The organism is Actinacidiphila sp. bgisy145 (assembly GCF_057708125.1).
Window position 1 is genome coordinate 26,942 of sequence record NZ_JBYIRL010000025.1, and the last position, 20,722, is coordinate 47,663.

Genomic DNA, 20,722 nt, shown 5'->3' on the forward strand with positions numbered 1-20,722 from the left:
GGATGAAGATTCGATGTCCCTGCTTCGGTCTCACCTGTCTCTTCTCACACGAACCCGCCCAGTCAGCAGGTCCACCATAATCCCCTGTTTAAGGTTGCGAAGCTTGAGCAGCTCGGCCTGCTGAACGCTGATTAGTTTGCGATGAGCTGCATCAAGCCCGCAGATCCGTTCCATCTCTGTAGCCGAGTATGGAACAACCAGAGACTGGATAGATGCCTGACTGATATTCTTCATGCTGGCACTGGTCCCCGTTGCCGCGATCTGAATCTGAGTTCGCAATTCATCAGTCTCCAGCACCAAGTCAATGAATTTAGCCGATGTCTTCCTGTCATCGACGACCAAGCGGAGTGTCTTATCACACAACATCAGGTTCGATGGGGTCTCTTCGACAACGCAGCTGAGCCCAACAAGATCAGCAGTATTAGCCCGTGTCATGATCAAATCACCTGCTCGGACACACAGGTTCTCGTGATGGAGTGCTGACTCCAGAGCCACCTTATTCTCCGCTGGGCGGAACCCGTCACGACCCACCGAGCTTACCTTTAGGACGCCCCACTCACCGTTAGCAGCTGGCCGATCTTCCAGATCCGGGCTATTCCCTGCCTCGATCTGCAGAATCAAGGAGCCGAGTCGAATCGCAGACCACCCGTGGGCCGCGATTCCGTCAATATCCCGGAAACGCGACGCTTCAACTGAGCCAATAAGTCCTAGTCCAGCACTCATAGCATGCCGCAACGCTCCTGAGCGTAGGAGCCGAAGCTTTGAAAGCTCAAGGGTCACAGCCTGAATTTTATCATCAACCACATCGAGAAGCTCTGCGATTTTCCGTTGTTCAAAAAGTGGTGGACGCGGGACTTTAATATTTCCGAACTCTTTCCCGGAAATCTCCAGGAATGTTGTACCCGAGGCGCGCCGAACCAACTCCGATGCGAGTAGCCCGAAGAGGTGAAAATAGAATCTGGAATCTGCCAAAGCAGGATTGAAGACAATATTCTTGAACCCCTGATTTGTGGCCATGGGAACCCCTGCGATGGTCCTGGCCCCAAGAGTTGCCCGCGTAGTGACGAGCAGTGCCCCTGGTGGCATTAGCGCGGCGGCTGACCTATTGAGACCTGCCTTCGTAATGTACTCCGCGCCATCAGTGGTGATAGTCCGAGGGTTCTTCGTCAGATCTCCTGGAGTTAGCCACGGGACTGTCCCATTCCACAGGCTGGGATCATCGCGGGACGGTGTTCCCCCGGCGCTAATCTCACCGATCTCTCGTAGGCATACTTCCGGCCATGGGTGCTGATGACGATCAGGCATAGCCGAGCTCCCGAAGCATGTCATCAACTCGGATGGCCACAGTCGCGCGCTGTGCTTCGAGTTCGGGAAGAGTCACCGCATACTTAGCGGCCCACTTTCCATACCGGTCGATCAGGGCCCTGCGCCCTGTGGCGAGACGGGTGTCGAGGCGGCGGCTGAGATCGGCCCTAATGATACGCATGACCAGATCGGGTTCGGTCTCGGCATCGTGAATCAAGCGGACGCCCGAGGTCAGGCGATCGATGAAGACGGCTTCCAGTTTGCGGACCTTGGACCTAGCTGCGGTGAGCTGGGCACGCAGGCGCTTCAGTATGACAGTGTCGACGTCCTGGACCTCGTCAGTGTCGTCCTCGAAGGGCGTGGTAAGGGCCTTAATCTTGGCATCGAGTTCGGCCCGTAGATTCTCGGCCTCTTCGAGCTCGTTGAGATAGTCGGCGAGGATGTACGGGATCAATGGATGTTCTCGAGCCTTACGCTTGGCAGCTGCCTGACGCTGAGCGTTCAATACTGCCACGCTGTCATCCGCGAAAGCAGTCTGAATCGTCGTAAGCCAGCCTTGAACGACCCCGCTGAACTGGTGGAAGGCCAGCGTGCGGATGTCGTATTGAACGCTGCCCCACCAGGAGGCGACCGCGCCAGAGAGCTGGAAGCGGTCGAGCGTGCCGAGAGGTTCAAGCTCTGCGACGAAGGACTCCAGCAGTTCGGCGCGGGTGTCCATGACCTTGTGTGTGTCGGGCAGTTCGCTCAGCCGTTTGCTGTGCCGACTCCACCACTCATCGAACGCGTCCCGCACTAGTGCTTCAGTCGGTGCGGCAAGCTCCGGGATAGAGTCCGCGGCCGACTGCCAGCCATCGGCCGGGAAGTCGTAGTAGTCGGCGTCTCGTTCGACGAACAGCGAGTGCACGTCCACGCCGTACGCCTGGAAGGTGGCCTCGTGCTCACGGACCTCGGACTTCGGAACGCCGCCATGCAGATGAGCCCGTACGTCTTGGGGCTCCGGCGGCGGGGTGTTGTCGACATAACGCCGGATGTTGAGGTTGAACTGGTTGTCTTCGAGTTCCTCGAGAGACACCACACGGGCGAACCCGGGGATGGCGTATGTCGGGTCGGCCAGATAGGCTCGATAAGCGGCGACGATCTTTTCGGCGTGTTCGGGTTCGAGGTAGTTCTGGGCGCGGCCGGACAGGTACTCGCGGTCGGCGTTGATGAACAGAACCTTGCCCCGGCGCGAGGCCGGGCGAGGGCCGGGGCCGCGCAGGATGAGGATGCACGCCGGGATACCCGTGCCGTAGAACAGGTTCGGGGCAAGACCGATGACCGCCTCCAGTCGGTCGGTTTCGATGACCTTCCTCCGGATCGCCTGTTCCTCGCCGCCACGGAACAGCACGCCATGCGGCATGACTGTTGCGCCGATGCCATCGGGCCGGAGCACCGAGAGCACATGCTGGGCGAACATCCAGTCGCCCTTCTTCCCGGTCTCCGGAGTCCAGCCGTATTCGAAGCGGTCGGTGTGCTTCATCCCGGCGCGCACGTAGTTCTGTGAGAACGGAGGATTCGTGAGCACGCGGTCGAATAGAGTCAGCGTCGAACCGTCTGGCTCGATATGCAACGGATTGGCGAGGGTGTCATCGTTCTCCAAGTCGGCGTTGACGATCCCGTGAAGGATCATGTTCATCTTGGAAATGGCCCAGGTGCCGCCGTTGGCCTCCTGGCCGTACAGACGCAGGTCCTGAGCATCCTCACCGGCTTCTGTGACGTACTCTTTCGACATGATCAGCATGCCGCCGGAGCCAGCGCATGGGTCGTACACCCGCATCCCCGAGCGCGGCTCGACCAGGCGCGCGATCATCCGGACGACGCCACGCGGGGTGTAGAACTCCCCACCCTTTTTGCCCGCCGAGTCGGCGAACTCACCGATGAGGTACTCATACGCAGCGCCCAGTAGGTCCGGGAACTCGAAGTCCTCGTTGCGGAGCCTATAGCGGTCGAAGTGCTTGATGAGCGCCCGAAGTTTCTGGTCCGACAGTGACGTCTTGCCGACCTTGCGGTTGAAGTCGATGTGCCCGACCACGCCTTGCAGGGCGGTGGAGTTGGCGGTCTCCAGCGCGGCCAACGCTTTGTTCAGCAAGTCCGCCACGCCGTTCTCGGCCGACTTGCCTACCAGGTATTTCCATCGGGCCGCCGTCGGCACGAAGAAGTCGCCGCCCCGGTAGAACGCCCGGTTATCAGCGATCTCTTCAGCCTGCACCTGTGTCCGACCTGTCTCGATTTGTTTCGCAATGACCCGGTTCCGGATCGTGTCGAACTGGTCTGAGCAGCGCTTGAGGAACAACATCCCGAAGATGTATTCCTTGAACTCCGAGGCGTCCATCTTGCCGCGCAGGATGTCGGCTGCGCCGAACAGATGCGCTTCCAGTTGCGGCAACGTCAGCTTCGCCACAGGCGGAGCCCCCAGTCGTCAGTCAAGGCGGGTGACAGAAGCCCATAGGATACTGCCCAGCACAGATCATCAACGACCTACCATGAGGGTTGCCCACCCCGTCGGAGGAGTGACCGTGCCGCCGTTGGCGATCGCCAAGGAGTTTCTCTCCGAGTACGCCAAGCTGGAGAAGCCAGTACAGAAGGCGGTGCAGGCTGCGCTTGGGAAGTTTGCCCAGGCCACGCACGCCGGGTTGCATCTGGAGAAGCTCAACCGGGCCGAAGACCCTCGGATCAGGACGATCCGTATCAACCAGTTCTATCGCGGTGTCGTCTTGGCGCCGACGTACGGAGACCTCTACTGCCTGCTGCGTGTACTGCCGCACGACGACGCGATCGCTTGGGCCACGACGAGGCTGTTCACCGTCAACCAGGTCCTTGGCGTCCTGGAGGTGCGCGACGAGACGCAACTGCAGAACATGACCAGCACGCTGCGTCTGGCCGCTGAAGCTACACCGGCCAGGCTTTTCGACCATGTCAGCGATTCGGACTTCCGCACACTCGGCATCGACGACCAAGTACTGCCGATCGTCCGATTGCTGACCCGGGAGGCTCACCTGGACGCCCTCCAGCACATGCTGCCGTCACTCCAGTACGACGTCCTCGTTGCGCTGGCCTCGGGCATGTCGGCCGAGGAGACCTGGGGAGAGGTCAGCAAGCATCTCGTCAACGCCGCCAAGCCCGACCGAGTAGAACCGGACGACCTCTCCGCAGCGATCGGTCGGACCCCCGACCAGGTTGCGCTAGTCAGCGGGCCTGAAGAGCTTAAGAAGCTGCTGCGCCCCCCGTTTGCACTTTGGAGGATTTTCCTCCATCCGATGCAGCGCCGGATCGCCTACCACGATCCCTATCTCGGCTCCGTGATGATCACCGGTGGTGCGGGCACTGGCAAAACGGTGACTGCCCTGCACCGGGCTGCGCATCTCGCCGGCCTCTACAACACGGGCACGCCGATCCTGCTGACCACCTACAGCCACCCGCTCACCGCCGAGTTGGCCCGTCAGCTTGACCAACTCGTGGAGAACCCTGCGGATCGCGATCGGATCGAGGTGATCACCACTGATCAGCTGGCTTCCCGGGTGGTCAACGACCGGCGGGCGTCCCGACCGGTGGTGCTTCCGCCGAGGGACCTGGTCACTTTGGCCGACACCGTGCACCCGGACTACGCCGGGGAGTTCCTGGTAGACGAGTGGGAGCAGGTTCTGCTCGCTCAGGACATCACCTCGCTGGAGGCCTATTTGGCCGCCACTCGCACTGGCCGAGGCCAGGGTCTGGCCCGCACGGAGCGACCATCCGTCTGGGCCGCCATCGAGACGTTGCGAACTCAGCTGAGCGGCCTCGGGCGTTGGTCGTTCCTGCAGGTAGCCGATGAGGCGGCACGAATCCTGCGACAGGACGATGGGCCGGCCGTCTACCAGCACGTCATCATCGACGAAGCCCAGGACCTACATCCGGCGCAGTGGCGGCTGCTCCGGGCGGCCGTCCGCGCGGCTGAAGACGATCTGTTCCTCGTTGCGGACCCGCATCAGCGGATCTGGCAGCACCGTGTACCGCTGAGGAACACCGGGGTCAACATCGTCGGCCGGACACAGCGTCTCACCGTCAGCTACCGCACCACCCAGGAGATCCTCACTTGGGCCGTCCGGGTTCTGGGGCTCGTGTCCGAGGAGGACCTCGATGGCTGGCCTGACAGCCGGGAAGGCTACGAGTCGCCGATACATGGCCGCCGGCCGATCGTCCGGCGGTTCAACGAGTGGTCCGAGGAGCGCACCGCCGTAGTCTCCCAAGTCCGGGCCTGGCTGGCGGACGGTGTTGAACCGGGTGCCATCGCCGTCGCGGCCCGGGTCAACGCCAAGTCCGACGACGTGGCGGACGCACTTCGCTCGGCGGGCATCGAGCCCGAGCCGCCGGGTCCGTCCGGCGGGCGGGTCCAGGTCGGCACGATGCACAGCATGAAAGGCCTGGAGTTCCAATGTGTCGCGGTCGTCGGCGTCCAGGACAAAGTGGTGCCGCACGAACGGGCGATCGTTCCATTGGAAATTGACAGAGCCGCCCACCTTGAGAGCTTGCAGAGGGAGCGGTGCGTGCTCTACGTCGCGTGCACTCGCGCCCGTGACCGGCTGTACGTTTCCTATTCCGGGGCTCCCAGCTCGTTCCTCCCCCGCTGACATCGAGGAGTCTCTCCATGCGCCCCTTACGCGTGGCCGTCCGGAACGTTCGCGGTGCCCTCGACGTCGAACTGCATCTGCGTCCGTTCGGCGCGCTGATCGGCCCGAACAACGCGGGGAAGTCCACTCTGATGGATGCCGTCCTACTTTTCTACGGCACTCTGGACTGGGACGAAGTCCGAGACCTTCCCTGGCACGCGGAGCCTGGCGGAGAATCCTGGGTGGAGATCGACTACAGCGTTGATGCCGCTGAGGCCAAGCAGATCGGCGTCGATCTCGTTGACGGCGATCTCCTCCGGATCCGGCGCTGGTTCACCAAGAGCAGCGACCATCTTGCCGGGTCCTACTACCTGATTCCCCAGGATGGTGGCGAACCGCAGCCGACAGGCTGGACCAGTGCGGCCAAGCTCGGTCAGTGCGTCCACATCCCGGCGATCAGCAGCATGGCCGACCACACATCACTTTCTGGTCCCTCGCCTTTGCGGGACGTTCTGCTGCTTGCCTTCTCTGAGCGGCACATCGAGACCATGCTTATGACCGCCAGGGCCGCCCTCGGGACGCTGAGCAACGCCTTGCAGGAAGGGCCCATCACCGACCTCGAGAGCGATCTGGACGACGCGCTGATGCCCTGGGGCCTGTCCGCGAAGGTCGACGTAGGTGAACTCTCCAACGAGCTGATCATGCGTCATCTCGTCGAGCTGCGGCTCCATCAGGAGGGCACCCATCGTCCGCTCGAAACCCAGGGGTCCGGCGTTCAGCGTGCCATGATCGCCGCGCTGATCCAAGCGGCGGCACGGCTACGAGCCATGGCCAAGGAGGGAACCTTCCGCTGGATCCTTTTCGAGGAGCCCGAGGCATTCCTGCACCCCTCCCAAGTAACACGGCTCGCCCACGACCTGCACCAACTAGTCGCTGCGGGCAACACGGCGGTGACGATCACAACCCACAACGCCTCCGTGCTCGCAGCGGCCGAGACCTCTCCTGAGACGATTGCCAGGGTGCACCGATCGCTCCACGGGATCGTGGTGGCGTCGCCCTCTCCCGCTCTGGTGAGCAGGGTTCTCGCGGACGTCCACACCCGCTCGGCCTATGCCATGGGCTCTCGCTCCTGTTTCAAGACGGCCCGTCTGACCGCGGCCAACGAGGAGCGGGATAGGGTTCTCTATGACCTGGACGCGCACCGGGCCGCCGCATTCTTCGCTGACCGGGTCATCGTCGTCGAAGGCCCCAGCGACGTGTTGTTCTTCGAATGGCTGGCCCGTCGGGGTCTCCTGGCAGAGCTCGGCCCCAACGTCGGCGTGTTGAGCGCGTTCGGCAAGTTTGAGCTACATCGCGCGGCTAGTACGCTTTCCCTGTTCGGCATACCGCACGTCGTCCTCTGGGACGAGGATGCTGTCATGGCCACCAGCCAGAACGACCACAAGAAGAGGTTGTGCGAGGACCGGGCCGCGCTCACCGCGCTGGCGGCGTCCGCCAATGATCCGGTGTCATCCTTCGTCGGCGCGGTTCGTCTCACGGGCACCATTGAGCGCTGGCTCGACATCATGGAGGAGAAGGACAACCCCTGGAAGGCGGCCAACATCGGCGCGTCCCTCGGTCAAGCCTACGCGGACCAGTCATCTCTGCTGCCGGCACGCGTCAACAGTCTGATTGCTGTGCTCGGAGACTTGTTCGTGGGCCGGGACATTGCATCGTACCGGCAACTGCCACAGTTTCAGGGCGCACTGATTTCAGCGACCCTACCCCCACCGGCTGTCGATCTGACACTTGAGATTGCAACCTTCCCACGCCACGCATGCGCTTGTCCCGTACCTGCGTGGCCACGAGTCATTTAATGCTTCAGCTTTTAATCGTGCATCTGAACCGCCGAAAAAAATTGTCCGGAAGCCAGTCGGGTCGACTCTTACCCACCGCGCCCCGATCAGCGTTGAGGATGGTTTCTGGCAGCATCGGCATTCGTGGTGGGGAGTTTCCGGTCATGCAGCGGCTCTGAGAGCGCCTTGTGATCGGCTTTTTCTGGCTACGCCTGGCCGCTGACGAGGGCCTCGACCTCGCGCGCGCAGCCCCAGGAGAGGGTGACGCCGGCGCCGCCGTGGCCGTAGTTGTGGAGAGTGGTTCGTCCGTCGGGGCGGTGGATGGGTTCGACGCGGACTCTCGAACGGGTGGGGCGGGCGCCGATGCGGTGGGCCAGCACTTTCGCCGCCGCGAGGCGGGGTTCGACTGCTGTGCAGCGATCCAGGATGGCTGCGGCCGCTTCCGGGTCGAGGTCGCCGCAGTCGGTGATGGCGGTGCCGCCTAGGACGACGGTGTCGCTGTGGGGGTAGATGCAAAGCAGGTCGGGGGATGTGCCGGTGTCTTCGGAGAAGAATTCGGTGATGCCGGGGTTGGTGACGACCACGTGCTGGCCGCGGATGGGGTGGAGGTTGGTGTCGGCGGCGAGGTGGCGGGCGCCGAGGCCGGTGCAGTTGACGACGGTGGGGCCGAGGGTGGGGTCGTCGAGGTCGGTCACGGTGGCCTGGGTGAGGGTGGCGCCGGCGCTGAGCAGGCGGGTCTGGAGGTAGTCGAGGTAGACGGGCATGTCGATGAGGGGGACTTCGAAGCGGTAGCCCGTGGTGAAGCCGGGTGGAAGCCTGTCGGGCTTGCAGGGCTGGAAGCCGGGCAGTGTGGTGGCCCAGTCCGGTGGGGCGTCGGCGTGGCGGGAGGCTTCGATGCCGTTGGTGATGCGTACGCCGGTTGCCGGGTCGGTGGCCAGCTTGCGGAAGACCTCCAGGGAGTACCGGCTCCACTGGTCGACCTTGTCCTTGGGCTCGACCAGGTAGGGGCCCCACATCGCGCCCGCGGCCAGTGACGTGCGGCCGGGGATGTCCTCGGCGATGACCTGCACTCGCCGGCCGGCTTCGGCGAGGACGACGGCGGTGGTCAGGCCGGAGACTCCGGCCCCGATGACGGTGATGTGCTCGGTGGTGGCCACGGCAAGGACCCTAACGGGCTGCGGGCGCCACGGCCGGGTGGTTGGCCAGGCCCTGTTCCAGTTCGGGGAGGAAGCTGCGGACGTGCGGGTTGCGTGTGCGGCGGCGTAGGTCGTCGGCGAGTTGGCCCAGTACGGCGGTGCTGCGTGGGGAGCGTACGGTGGCGAGCCGCTCAGTGGCGGTGGCGGCAATCTGGCAGGCGAGTTCGGTCTCACCGAGCGTGGTGTAGCCCAGGGCGAGCCATGAGCCCTCGAAGAGGGCCCGACGCTGGCTGGGGTCGTTAAGAGGCACCGTGTGGGCGCCGGTGGCCAGGAGGGTGGTGCCGCGGGTCAGGAGGCGGCGGGCCTGGGCGGTGGCGCCGTCGCGGCGGCGGGTGCGGCCGAGGTGTATGAGGGCGTAGCCGGCTTGGCAGTCGAGGTGGTTGCCGGTGAGGTAGTACATCCAGCGGGGTTCGGAGCCGTCCGGGGCGGAGGACTCCACCAGTTCGCGGGCGGTCTCCCGGGTGCGGTCGAAGTCGGTGGTCCGGCCCGCGGTGGCGTAGGCGTAGGCGAGCCGGGACAGGACGGATGCGCGGGCGCCGGCCGGGGCGCCTTGGCTGGTACGGGCTGCTGCTTCGCCGAGGGTGAGGGCGTCGGCGGGGTGGTCGCGGCTGGCGGCCTGGAAGGCGAGGTCGGCCAGGATGTGGGCCGCGAGCGGGCGGTCGTTGACTTGGTGGGCGGCCCGTAGGGCGGTGGCGAAGTAGCGCTGGGCCAGGCCGTGGTCTCCGGCGTCGAAGGCCATCCATCCGGCGAGCTGGCCGACTTCGCCGAGGGCGTGCAGGAGCCGGGTCGTGGCGTACGGGGAGTGGCCGCCTTCGTGGAGGAGGAGGGCGACGGAGCGGAACTGGGCGCCGACGTAGGACAGATGGCGGGCGCCGCCGTGTTCGTCGTCCAGTTGCTGGAGGAGGGGGAGGTTCTGTTCGACCTGCTCGATGAGGGGGTCGGGCGCGGTGCTGCGGGCGAGGCGGTCGGCGTAGGTGCCGCGGCCGGCTGTGCCGTCGAGGTAGTGCGAGACGACGGCGAGGAGGGCGGCGCCCGAGGCGGCGAGGAAGTGGCGGCGGTCACGTAAGCCGCTGTGGATCCAGTCCTCCATGATCCCTCCCAGCTCTGCGGCGGTCCATGGGCGGACGAGGTCGCTGTCCGCGGGTACGAGAGCCTGCGACGGCGGCGTACGCCCCTGCCACAGCCACTCCACGGTCACCGTACGGCCCAGCTCCTGTGAGAGCACGTGGGCGACGGCGGTGGGCAGGGGCGAGCGGGGGAGACTGCCGTGATCGCGCCAGTGGTAGGGCGCGGACTCGGCGACGGTGCCGTCGCCGAAGGCCCGGTTGACCTTCCGTGCGAGGACTTTGGGGGTCCAGCCCAGTTCGTCCAGGCACGCGGTGAGCTGGAGGTTCGGTCCTTCTGGTCGCCGGGTCACTCGGCGTTCACCCCCGCGCCGCTGTACGCGTCCGCGCCCATCTCATGCTGCCTCGCCGTGGCTTCGGTCAGTCCTGGTCGCTGGGAAGTTGACCGAGTTGACCGCTTGATGGGCTCCTGAGCTCTGCACGTTATCCGGTGTGCTGGTGCGGCAACAGAGGGCGACCAGACCGGCGGCTGGCATCTGCCCCCCGTCAGGTGTCAGCCGCCCCCTCCCGATGCCGAGGAGAGGCTTCGTATGAACCACCAGCAGCTCCCGGCTCCGGACGCGTTCCACGTCCAAGCCGGTACGGAGGCCGTCAGCCGGGCTCGGCGCAGGATCTCCGGAACCGCGAGGCACTGGAACGTTCCCCTGTCCGACTCCGCCCTGGCCGATGTGGAACTGTGTGCCAGCGAGATCATCGCCAACGCCCTCACGCACGCCGGCCGCGAGTGCTGGGTGCGCACTCACTGGACGGGCCAGTTCCTCCAGGTCGAGGTCACCGATCGCTCGCTGCGTCCCCCGGTCGTACGCAGTGCCACGAGCGAGGCCACGTCCGGCCGCGGTCTCGCCCTGGTGGAGAGCTTCTCCCATGGCTGGGGCTGGGTTCCCAGGGGACTTGGCAAGACGGTCTTCTTCATCGTGGCGGATGAGGCAGTGCTCGCGGGCGCACACGGAACCGGCGCGCTGGCCCGCACCGCCCGCGCGCATGTTCAGCAGAACGGCTCGCTGGCTTCGTCCATGCGGGGGCGCGGGAAACGCCGTTGGCCGACCTGGGCCGGTCGCCGTCTCTCCTGCCTGGGGTGGTCATGACGACGGCCATTGGCAGCAGCTTGGAGGAGCGTTTCGGACCGCTGGTTCTGCGCCACGACAAGCCGTTGTCCGCGATGTGGCAGGCATGCGGCGGGGAGGCCGTGCTCAAGGTGTATCGCCTGATCGATCCGCTGGAGCGGCGGAACCGAGAGGCGCACGCGCTCACGCTCGCTCGCGGCTGGGGCGTGCCGACACCGGCGGTACGGGCAGCTGGTGAAATGGACGGCCTTTGCTGGCTCCTCGTCGACACGGTGAGCGGCGTGGTGTCGCACGACAACTTGCGAACGGGTGTTCGGGCCTTCGTCCAGCGCACGCTGTGGCTGACCGGCACTCTGGGCAGCCGTCCCGCACTTGGGGGGCCTGGCGACGGCTGGCTGCGGATGCGCAACGGCGACGTGACCAACAGCGGCGCAATGCTGAACCAGCTGTCCGCACGCTGTCGGTCGGCCGCTTGGTGGCCCGCACTCCGCGAGGCGCTCTCCGATCTGGACGACGAGGAGTGCGTACACCTGCACGGTGACATCAAGCCGGAGCACTTCCTGTCCTCCGTGCGCCAGCAAGTCAGTGTCGTCGACTGGGAAGCCGCCGCCTGCGGTCCTGCCGTGTGCGACCGCGTGGACGCTGTTTTCCACATCGTCCGCGATCTCGTCTACGCCCGTGTCCATCCGCTGCCCCTCGACGTGATCGGTCAGCTCCCCGTCACCGGACCGATCGCCGTCTGGCGCCTCCTGCGCTGGCTCGACCGCCGCCGGTGCGACGACCTCTCCCTCATCTCCGCCGAGGACCTGCGCGAATTGATGTCCTCTTCCGAGCCGACAAGTGTCCTACGACACCTCGCTCGCATGATCACTCACCTTCGGGACGCCGGTGTCCCTCGCTAGCTCCCTCGCCTCAACTTCACGACAAGCCAGAAGGAGCACACCGTGAATCGCACAGCCAAGAACGTCGGCCGCAGCCGGATCGTCATCGAGACCGGTACGCCGTACCCGGACGCGACCACGATCGTGGAGCGGAAGGGCCTGGGACACCCGGACACCCTCGCCGACCACCTCGCCGAGCGGCTGTCGCAGGCGTACAGCCGCTACACGCTGGAGACCTTCGGCGCGATCCTCCACCACAACTTCGACAAGCTCGCCCTGCTGGGCGGGGCGAGCAAGGTCCGCTACGGCGCAGGCGAAATGGCCGCGCCCGTGCGTGTACTGATCAACGGCAGGGCCGCCCGTACCTGCGGCGACGCGGACATTCCGGTGGATGAGCTGGCGGAAACCACCGTCCGCGACTTCTTCGCCGAACGCCTGCCGGAACTGGCCGGCCACCTCGACCTCCGCTTCCACATCACCAGCAACTCCAGCCCGGGCGCGGTCATCACCGACGCCGACGCTGAGACGGACGCTCCCGAGCGCACACGCTGGTTCGCCCCGCGCTCGGTGGACGACCTTCGCGAGCGCCGCGCTTTGATCGCCAACGACACGTCCATGGGCACGGGCTGGGCACCCAAGGGCCCCTTCGAGTCCTTCGTCGGCGAGCTCGTCGACGACTTCTCCGGCAGGAGCGCCTTCACCCAGGCCCACCCGTGGTGCGGCAGTGACGTGAAGGTCATGGGCTACTACGAGGGCGACCGCGCGGATGTGGTCCTGTGCGTGCCGCAGAAGAGCCCGCTCGTGCCGGACCGCGCCGCGTACCTCGCCAACAAGGAGACGATCCTCGCCGAGTGCCGCCGCCTGGCGGGACTTCGCCTGCCGGGCACCCCCGTCGACTTCCGCCTCAACGTGCGGGACGTGCCGGAGAAGGACGAGCTGTACTTCACGTACACCGGCAGCTCCATCGAGTCCGGGGACGAGGGCGTGGTCGGCCGGGGCAACAGGGTCAACGGCCTCATCACCCCGCTGCGGCCCATGAACATGGAGGGCGCCAGCGGCAAGAACCCCGTCTACCACGTGGGCAAGCTGTACAACCTGGCCGCCTCGCGCCTGGCCCACCGCCTCCACGAGGAGACCGGCGGCCACGCGGAGGTGCACATGGTCAGCGCGACCGGCGAACCGCTGGACGAGCCCTGGCGCGTTCTGGTCCGGCTGTCCGAACCGACCGCCCAGGTCGACAAGGTGCAGGCCCTCGTCCTGGAGACGCTTGCCGGTTTCCCTGCGCTCACCGAGGAACTGGTGCAGGACGGGGTGCTGCTCAGTTGAACGCCCTGCCGCCCCTGCCCACGAGCTTCCGCACTCGCCTGACGACGCACTACGGCCCGGCGGTCGAGTCCTGGCTGGACAGTGTCCCCGACCTGCTCGACGCCGCCGGCCGCAAGTGGAAGCTGAGGCTCACCGGCTACCACGACGCCGGCCACGCCTCCGCTCTCGCAACAGCTATCGATCCCCAAGTCGGCCCGGTCCTGGTGAAGGTCTGGTTCGACCCCGACCGCTACAGCCGTGAGACGGCTGCCCTGCGCCTGTGGCATCCCGGCGGTGGGCAGGTCGTCCTGGCCTCGGACGACGAACTGTCCGCAGCGGTGCTTCGTATGGTTGGCGCTCGCCCGGGCGGCGACGAACCGCCCCCGCGGGAAACGGCTCTGGTCGCCGAGGCGATCCAGCAAGCTCACCGCATAGGCCGCGATACGGCGCCCGGCACCTTCCCGCTGCTCGCCGACCACCTCAGCGACGAGGTTCTTCTCCGTATCGGCGAGCGCCGGATCACGACCGTCTACGGCAACCTCGCCGCGCGCGTCGCCCCGCATCTGTCCGCCGTATTCGACGACCCGGCGCGCAGGACCGTGCTGCACGCCGACCTCTACCGGGAGAACGTCGCCTTCAACCGCCACGGCCGGCCCGTTCTCCTCGACCCGCTGCCGATGCACGGCGACGCCCTCTTCGACTGGGCCTTCTGGACCGTCTATTACCGTCTCGATCTCGACACCGACGCTCGGCTCAGCGAAGCCGCCCGCCGCACCGGAACCGCCCGGGTCCGCATCCTCCCCTGGTGCCTGCTCCTCGCCCTCGACGGCCTCCTGTACTACGAGGAGACCGGCGATCCGCGCCTGAACCGCATGTCCTTCGTGCTGACCACCTTGTGCTCCTACGCCGACAGGGGCATGCGCCGATGACGACCTTCCTGCTCCGCCACGCGAGCACCTCGTACAGCAGCCGCCACCAGGTCAACGGCGACCCGAGCCTCCGGCTCCCGCTCAACGAGGAAGGCGTCGCCGCATGCCACCGCCTCCGGGACGCCGGCACGTTGAGCAGCGCGCGGACCTGGATCACCAGCGCCTTCCCCCGAGCCCAGCAGACCGCTGTGCTGCTGGCCGGCGCGACGCAGCGCGCGTTCCGCGTCGACTCCCGCCTCAACGAAATCGACTACGGCGACTTCGAGGGCGGACCGTTCCTCGACTACGCCGCCTGGCTCGGGCGGCACGGCCCGTGGAAGCGGCCGCCGGGCTCGGCGGAGTCCCAGCGCGAAGCCTTCACCCGTATGCTCACCGGTCTCCGGGACGCCCTTGTACGTCCCGGTCCCCGCGTGATCATCACGCACGGCCTGGTGCTGTCGCTGGTCACCTGGGCTCTGTCCGAGGCGCCCGGCGCGGCCGTCCCCCTGTTCTTCCCCGAGGCGCCGTGCCTGGAGCCGTTCGTCATCGCAGACGCCCGGCTGCACCGCCTGACCGCACGGCTCCTCTACGACATCGGGGCGAACCGGATCCACGCACAGACCGGGGGTGACGGGTCGTCACGCCCGGGAGGGATGCCCGTCCTTGCTACCTTCGATCCTCTACGGACCCCGCCCGAGGAGAGATCCCCTCATGCATGATGCACGCGCTCTGATCGACATGGGAGACGAGGCGGTACGCCGCCTCGCCCGTCGCGGCTACACCCTGGACCTCTCCTCCGTGGAGTCCCTCCAGTCCCGCCGCAACCAGAGCATCCGCATCGCCGACGAGCTGCGCGCCGAGTCCAAGACGGTGGCGGCCGAGGTGCAAAAGGCAGCCAGGACTGGGGGCGACACCTCCGCGCTCAAGGACCAGGCGCGCAAGCTGAAGGAGCAGATCCGCGAGGCGGAGGCCGAGCAGGAGCGGGTCCAGGAGGAGCTGACCCGGCTCCTGCTCACCATCCCGAACCTGCCCGCCGACGAAGCCCCCGACGGCGACTCGGAGGACTTCGCCGTCGAGCAGCGCCGCGTCGGCACCCCGCCGACCTTCTCCTTCGAGCCGAAGGACCACGTGGACCTCGGCGAGGCCATGGGCATCCTGGACTTCGGCCGCGCCACCAAGCTCTCCGGCCCCCGCTTCAGCGTCCTGCGGGGCACCGGCGCGGCCCTGGAACGCGCCCTGGTCACCCTCTTCCTGGACCTGCACACCCGCCGCCACGGCTACACCGAGCACTCCGTACCGTTCCTGGTCACCCGCAAGACCATGACCGGCACCGGTCAGCTCCCCAAGTTCGAGGAGGACCTGTTCGCCACCGGTGTCGCCGACCGCGAACTGTTCCTCATCCCCACCGCAGAGGTTCCGCTCACGAACCTGTACGCCGACGAGATCATCCCGCCCACCGAGCTGCCGATCGCCCTGACCGCGCAGACCCCGTGCTTCCGCTCCGAAGCAGGCTCGTACGGCCGTGACACCCGCGGGCTGATCCGCCAGCACCAGTTCTCCAAGGTCGAGATGGTCCGCATCTGCGCCCCCGATGACTCCCGCGCCGAGATGGAGAAGATGACCGGCCACGCCGAGGCGTGCCTGAAGGAACTCGACCTCGCCTACCGCGTCGTCACCCTCGCCGCCGGGGACACCGGGTTCTCCGCCCAGCTCACCTACGACATCGAGGTCTGGCTGCCCAGCCAGAACACGTACCGCGAGATCTCCTCGGTCTCCGACTTCGGCACTTTCCAGGGCCGCCGCGCCGGCATCCGCACCCGCGACGAACACGGCAAGTCCACCCCGGCCGCCACCGTCAACGGCTCCGGCCTGCCCGTCGGCCGCACCCTGGCCGCGGTCCTGGAACAGCACCAGCAGCCCGACGGTTCCGTCCTGCTCCCGCAATCCCTCGTCCCCTACCTCGGCTTCCGCCGCATCACGGCGGACGGCAAACCCTCGGAGGCATAGGTGTTAGTCGGCGTCTGCGACTTCCCCGGCAGCTACGCATTCCCCCCGACCGGCTACGGCGGGATCGAACGCTGGCTGTGGGCCGTCGCCGTAGGGGCGAAAGCCGCAGGCGCCGACGTCCACCTCCTCGGGCCGGCCTGGCGCGACGAGCTCGGCCCGCGGTGGACCCGCAGGCCGGTCAGGCTGGAGGACCTACAGCCGGGGTCGGCCGCCGCCCGCGACCTGGCTGCTTGTGGGTACGACCTGCTGGTCGTCGGCCACGAGTACCCGACCCTGCCGGCCTGGCGCCGGATACGGGACACGCTGGACTGCGACGTCGCCACCTTCCAGCACAACCCCGACTTCCGCCACGCACCGGACGCCTTCGACGGCAAACGGAACCGCCTGTACTGCTACTCGCCGGAGATGATCGAGCGGTACGCGGCGCACCAGCCCCGCCAGGAGCTGGCCGTCCACCTCGGCCTGGACGAAGCCGAACCGCCCGCCGTCAAGGGCAGCGATCTGGTGTGGCTCGGCCGTATCGACGCCGAGAAGGCCCCACACCTGGCCGTCCGCGCCGCCCAACTCCTCGGCCGCCGCATACGTTTGGTCGGTCCGGTCTTCGACCGCGAGTACGTCCAGCGGCACGAGCGGCTGCTCACCGCCGACCATGTCGAGTGGGTCGGCGAACTCGGCGGCCCCGCCAAAACCGCGGCTATCCACAGCGCAGGCACCTTCGTCTACACCTACGCCCGCGACTACGTGGAGGCCGGCGCGGCCGTCTTCGGCGAGGCGCTACACGCTGGCACACCCGTTGCGGCCCTGACCTGGCGCGAAGGCACTTGTGCCGAAGCGGCACTCTGCCCGGAGACCGGTGCCGTCACCGTCCTCGGGGCCGAGGCCGACGACGAGACGGCAGCACAGGCACTCGCCGAAGCGATCCGCCGCACCGAAGACCTCGACCCGGCCACGGTCCAGGCCATCGGCCAGGACCGATTCAACCCGCAACGCCACTTCAACGCCCTGGCCAGCCGGTCATGCTGACCACCGCCGACCCGGCCGAGATACCGGGCCTGCTCCGCAAAACCCTCGGCCCCCGCTGGAACTTCACCGTTGACGGCACGCACCTCGACGTCCGCCACCTGGACCACGGAACGCCCTACCGCCCACCCCGCCACGCCCTCCCGTGGCCGGACCTGCTCGCGCTCCTGGAGTCCGCCTTCGGCGACCAGGGCGTCCCCCGAGCCCCCTGCCTGCCCCTGCGCTGGGGCCGGGAGACCGAACTGACCATCTCCGCCATCCAAGCCTTCGACCCCGTCCTCAAAGACGGCGGCACCATCCCCTACCGCCAAGGGTTCATCCCCCAACCCGTCGTACGGCTCACCGCGAAACGCGGTGCTGACGGCACCCTCCGAGACGGTTTCCTGACGTCCTTCGTCAACGCTTCCCGCGTTGAGCTGCTCCCCGACCCGACCGCGTATGCCACGGCCTTCGACCAGCTCCTCACCGTCCTGTCCCGCCTGAGCCTCCACGCCCGCCACATCTCCTTCCACGGCAATCTCGCCATCTGGCGCCGCCGCCAAGTCGAGGGCATCACCCTGCGCTTCGACCACGCCGACCTCCCCCTCGGCGACGTCGTCCTCCTCTGGAACGCCACCCACCCCGACCGCCTCGTCCTCGACCTGGGCACCTCCCTCGAACGCCTCGCCTGGACCCGCTCACGTGACTCCTGGCCGACCCTGATCTTCGGTCCCCTCGCTGACGCCGCGGCCTACGAAACGCTGGATGCCCTCCGCACCGCCACCCTGCTCCTCGCGCACGGCATCGCCCCTTCCGCCCGAGGCGCCGGCAGCATCACCCGCCGCGTCCTTCACAGTATTTCCAGCGACGCCTTCGGTCTGGGGCTGGTCGGCGCTGTCCGCCAGGTCCACGGATACTGGCGGACAGCCTCCCCTCTCAGCGTGCCCTGGCCACAAGTCGCTGCGTTGATGGAAGCCGCCGTGCACGAACAGGAGTCGGCACTGGGCCTCGGCGGGCTGCCCCGTGGCGAGCGCGCCTGTTCAGCGGCGCCGTCGAGTCGGCCCCACCTGCTGCGCTGACGAGGCCGCTGGTGCCGTGCCTCCATCGGGAACCCGAGGCTGCCGCGCCGGGAGAACGGTGCTGCGGGCTTGAGCTGCTTTGGCTCGGGGGCTGGGTGCGGGGCGTTGGGTGAGGCGGTGGATGCGCCAGGTCAGTACCTGGGCCGGGGAGCGGGCGTCGGTGAGGGCGCGTTGGTCGGCTGCTTGTTGGAGGAGTCGGGCGGGGTCGTGGCCAGCGGTTTCGGCGTCGGCCAGGGTGGTGGCGAGGGCCGGCCAGGACGGGTCGGTGAGGATGCGTTCGGCGTAGGCGGGGACGGCCTGGCGTGTCCGCGCGGCCTGGTGGTGCATGACGGTCTGGGGCGGCTGGCGTTGGGTGAGGGCTGCCAGGTGCGCCGGGGCGGTGTGGTCGTAGGCGGTCTGTAGGTGGGTGAGGGTGCGGCGGGCGGCTTCGACTTGCTGGTTGTGGCGGCGGGCGGACTGCCAGCACTGAATGGCGACGAGGGCGAGGATCGCGGCGTCGAGGAACATCGCCAGTGCGGCGCCGTCCGTGACGGCCGGCTGACGGGCGATGGCGCGGACGGCACCTCGTAGGGCTTGAGCGTGCTGGTGGTCAGCTTTGATGCGGGAGCGGCTGGCGCGTTCGAAAGCCAGAGCGGCCTGGCGTACCTGCGCGCGGACGGACGTGGGGGTCACCAGGGGGAGGACGTCGAGGGCTTCGGCGAAGGCGGTGATGTGGGCCTGGGCGGTGACGTCATCGCTGTGGGCAAGGTGGTGGGGGATGCGTTCGGCGGCAGCGGCGGCCTGGTACCAGGGGTTGGGCCGGCGGGCGCCGGCTACGGGGGTGGGCTGGGGTGGGGTTGCGGTGAGACGGGCGTGGATCTGCGGGTAGGACAGGTCGGAGGCCAGGGTGGAGCCGGAGAACCAGATGGGCTCGCCGGCTGCGTTGGTGTCGCCTGCGAGGGCGACTTTATAGCCGCGGATGTCGCCGGAGGGAAAGCGCAGCACCTCCACGGGGATGCCGCTGTGGTTGAGGTGGTGGAAGAACTCCTCGGTGCTGGTGGAGACCGCGACGATGGTGCGCAAGGTGGCGCGGAGCTGTTCGCGTGGGGTGCGGTGGTGGCCGGTGCGGTGGGCTTTTTCGGTTTCGGCGCGGGTGGGGCGTTTGGCGGCGGTGCGGTCGCCGCGGATGACGATGCGCAGGTGGTAGTCGCGCTCGACGGCTTCGAGTTCCTTGTCGGCGCGCAGGTAGTCGTTCCAGTGGCGGGCGGTGCGCAGGTCGCCGCGGATGGTGGTGGCGGCGATGTGGATGTGGTCGTCGGCGTGGCGCACGGCGACCCAGCGGCACCCGTCCGGGTCGCCGTCGGGCGCGATGCCGGTGGCGGCCACGACGCGGCGGGCGATGTCGGCCCACTGGGCGTCGGTGAGGAGGGGGTCTTCGGGCGCGGCACGGACCGAGCACTGCCAGACCGGCTTGTCGGGCACCTGCTGGTCTTTGGAGCGTGCTTGGTTCAGGCGCAGTTCCAGGGTGTTGGTGAGCTGCTTCATCGCGGTCTTGGAATCGGGGTCGCGGCCGGGGTCGGGGGCGAAGCCGTCCCAGGAGGCGACCAGGTGCGGGTCGGTGTGGTCCTTGGCGCGGACGGTGTCGTAGAGGTAGGCGAGCAGGCGGCGCATCTGCTTGCCCCGGGTGATCTTCGCGATCATTCAGGCCGCCTTCCGGCCGGCCGCGTGGTGGGCGGTGGTCTCGATGCCGGCGATGGCCGCGCGGACGGAGTCCAGGGTGCGCTCCGCCTGGGCGAGCAGGGGGACGTCGGCGGGGTAGGGATCGCCGCCGGCGTTGAGGCGGTGGGCGATCTGGTTGACGTTGGTGCCGATCCGCGCGACCTGGGTGCGCAGGGCGACGAGTTCGTCGATCAGGTCGTCGGTCTCAGTACGGCGGCCGGGCAGGGGCTGGGTGCCTTCGACGAAGGCCATGACGACCGCACCGACCAGGTGCGCACCGGCGATTCCCATGGCGCGGGCTTTGGCCTTGATGGCCCGCTGCTCGGCCTGGCTGTAGCGGACGTCGACGCGGTACGTGCGCTGCGTGCCGTCGCGCTTGCGGCGGCGGGCGACGCGGCGCACGGCGGCTTCAGCGGCGGCGCGCATCAGGCTCGGCGGATCAACGGCGGGCACTTCGGCGGACGCGACGACGGCCTGTCCCTCCGGTGCCCCCTGGCGCCGGAGTTCCTCCGCCACTCCCGGGGCGGAGGAGTCCGCGTGGGACCGGCCATTGGACGGTCCAGCGCCATACCTTGCTGTGCTCGTGGCTGGGCTGGTTGTGGTCGTCGTGACTGCGCGGTCGGGGCGGTCCGTACGTACCGTACCGGGTTCGTGGCCAGGCTGCAGACCGTGTGCCACGGGCTGGATGAGTTCGCT

The 20,722-nt window shown here is 67.4% G+C and carries 16 protein-coding genes; 10 read left to right on the forward strand and 6 right to left on the reverse strand.

Annotated features, from left to right (window positions below; genetic code table 11):
• Positions 1–30 precede the first annotated feature (30 nt).
• Both AC3ERT_RS22410 and AC3ERT_RS22415 read right to left on the reverse strand, forming a co-directional pair.
• Positions 31–1,329, reverse strand: a complete 1,299-nt coding sequence (locus tag AC3ERT_RS22410; protein WP_435176475.1) for a restriction endonuclease subunit S — start codon at positions 1,327–1,329, stop codon at positions 31–33.
• Complete coding sequence (locus AC3ERT_RS22415) at positions 1,298–3,745, reverse strand: type I restriction-modification system subunit M (protein WP_435176372.1); 2,448 nt, start codon at positions 3,743–3,745, stop codon at positions 1,298–1,300. Before AC3ERT_RS22415 ends, AC3ERT_RS22410 begins: the two co-directional genes overlap by 32 nt.
• Positions 3,746–3,869: 124 nt before the next feature.
• Here AC3ERT_RS22415 and AC3ERT_RS22420 point away from each other — a divergent pair, with 124 nt between their 5' ends.
• Together AC3ERT_RS22420 and AC3ERT_RS22425 are read left to right on the forward strand one after the other, a co-directional pair.
• Entirely contained in the window at positions 3,870–5,951 is a 2,082-nt protein-coding gene (locus tag AC3ERT_RS22420) for a 3'-5' exonuclease (protein WP_435176374.1), read from the forward strand.
• A 17-nt stretch (positions 5,952–5,968) separates the two neighbouring features.
• A complete protein-coding gene (locus AC3ERT_RS22425; protein WP_435176376.1) occupies positions 5,969–7,786 on the forward strand; it encodes an ATP-dependent nuclease in 1,818 nt (605 codons plus the stop codon).
• Between the two features lie 185 nt (positions 7,787–7,971).
• On the opposite strand, the gene AC3ERT_RS22430 is transcribed toward AC3ERT_RS22425, so the two are convergent.
• Complete coding sequence (locus AC3ERT_RS22430; RefSeq protein WP_435176378.1) at positions 7,972–8,922, reverse strand: FAD-dependent oxidoreductase; 951 nt, start codon at positions 8,920–8,922, stop codon at positions 7,972–7,974.
• A 10-nt stretch (positions 8,923–8,932) separates the two neighbouring features.
• Entirely contained in the window at positions 8,933–10,378 is a 1,446-nt protein-coding gene (locus tag AC3ERT_RS22435; RefSeq protein ID WP_435176380.1) for an NsdA family TPR-like regulatory protein, read from the reverse strand.
• A gap of 237 nt (positions 10,379–10,615) precedes the next feature.
• Between AC3ERT_RS22435 and AC3ERT_RS22440 the strand changes: the two genes are divergently transcribed.
• The 8 genes from AC3ERT_RS22440 to AC3ERT_RS22475 are packed head-to-tail and all read left to right on the forward strand — an operon-like array spanning position 10,616 to position 18,328.
• Positions 10,616–11,170 carry an ATP-binding protein gene (locus AC3ERT_RS22440; protein ID WP_435176382.1) on the forward strand — a complete coding sequence of 185 codons (555 nt, stop codon included), beginning with the start codon at positions 10,616–10,618 and terminating at the stop codon, positions 11,168–11,170.
• Positions 11,167–12,051, forward strand: a complete 885-nt coding sequence (locus tag AC3ERT_RS22445; RefSeq protein ID WP_435176477.1) for a phosphotransferase — start codon at positions 11,167–11,169, stop codon at positions 12,049–12,051. Before AC3ERT_RS22440 ends, AC3ERT_RS22445 begins: the two co-directional genes overlap by 4 nt.
• A 42-nt stretch (positions 12,052–12,093) precedes the next feature.
• The gene (locus tag AC3ERT_RS22450; RefSeq protein ID WP_435176384.1) at positions 12,094–13,356 is read left to right on the forward strand and encodes a methionine adenosyltransferase; all 1,263 of its coding nucleotides are present in this window, start codon (positions 12,094–12,096) and stop codon (positions 13,354–13,356) included.
• Complete coding sequence (locus AC3ERT_RS22455; RefSeq protein WP_435176386.1) at positions 13,353–14,264, forward strand: fructosamine kinase family protein; 912 nt, start codon at positions 13,353–13,355, stop codon at positions 14,262–14,264. Before AC3ERT_RS22450 ends, AC3ERT_RS22455 begins: the two co-directional genes overlap by 4 nt.
• Entirely contained in the window at positions 14,261–14,962 is a 702-nt protein-coding gene (locus AC3ERT_RS22460; protein ID WP_435176388.1) for a histidine phosphatase family protein, read from the forward strand. The genes AC3ERT_RS22455 and AC3ERT_RS22460 overlap by 4 nt, the downstream gene beginning before the upstream one ends.
• Entirely contained in the window at positions 14,955–16,250 is a 1,296-nt protein-coding gene (gene serS, locus AC3ERT_RS22465; protein WP_435176390.1) for a serine--tRNA ligase, read from the forward strand. Before AC3ERT_RS22460 ends, serS begins: the two co-directional genes overlap by 8 nt.
• Positions 16,251–17,273, forward strand: a complete 1,023-nt coding sequence (locus tag AC3ERT_RS22470) for a glycosyltransferase (protein WP_435176392.1) — start codon at positions 16,251–16,253, stop codon at positions 17,271–17,273.
• Positions 17,267–18,328: a hypothetical protein gene (locus AC3ERT_RS22475; protein WP_435176394.1), complete on the forward strand. Its 1,062-nt coding sequence runs from the start codon at positions 17,267–17,269 to the stop codon at positions 18,326–18,328. Before AC3ERT_RS22470 ends, AC3ERT_RS22475 begins: the two co-directional genes overlap by 7 nt.
• On the opposite strand, the gene AC3ERT_RS22480 is transcribed toward AC3ERT_RS22475, so the two are convergent.
• Both AC3ERT_RS22480 and mobC read right to left on the reverse strand, forming a co-directional pair.
• Positions 18,290–20,008 (reverse strand): relaxase/mobilization nuclease domain-containing protein, encoded by a 1,719-nt coding sequence (locus tag AC3ERT_RS22480; protein WP_435176396.1) that lies wholly within the window; start codon positions 20,006–20,008, stop codon positions 18,290–18,292. The two genes, AC3ERT_RS22475 and AC3ERT_RS22480, sit on opposite strands and share 39 nt — an antisense overlap.
• Positions 20,009–20,542: a plasmid mobilization relaxosome protein MobC gene (mobC, locus tag AC3ERT_RS22485; protein ID WP_435176398.1), complete on the reverse strand. Its 534-nt coding sequence runs from the start codon at positions 20,540–20,542 to the stop codon at positions 20,009–20,011.
• Positions 20,543–20,722 lie beyond the last annotated feature (180 nt).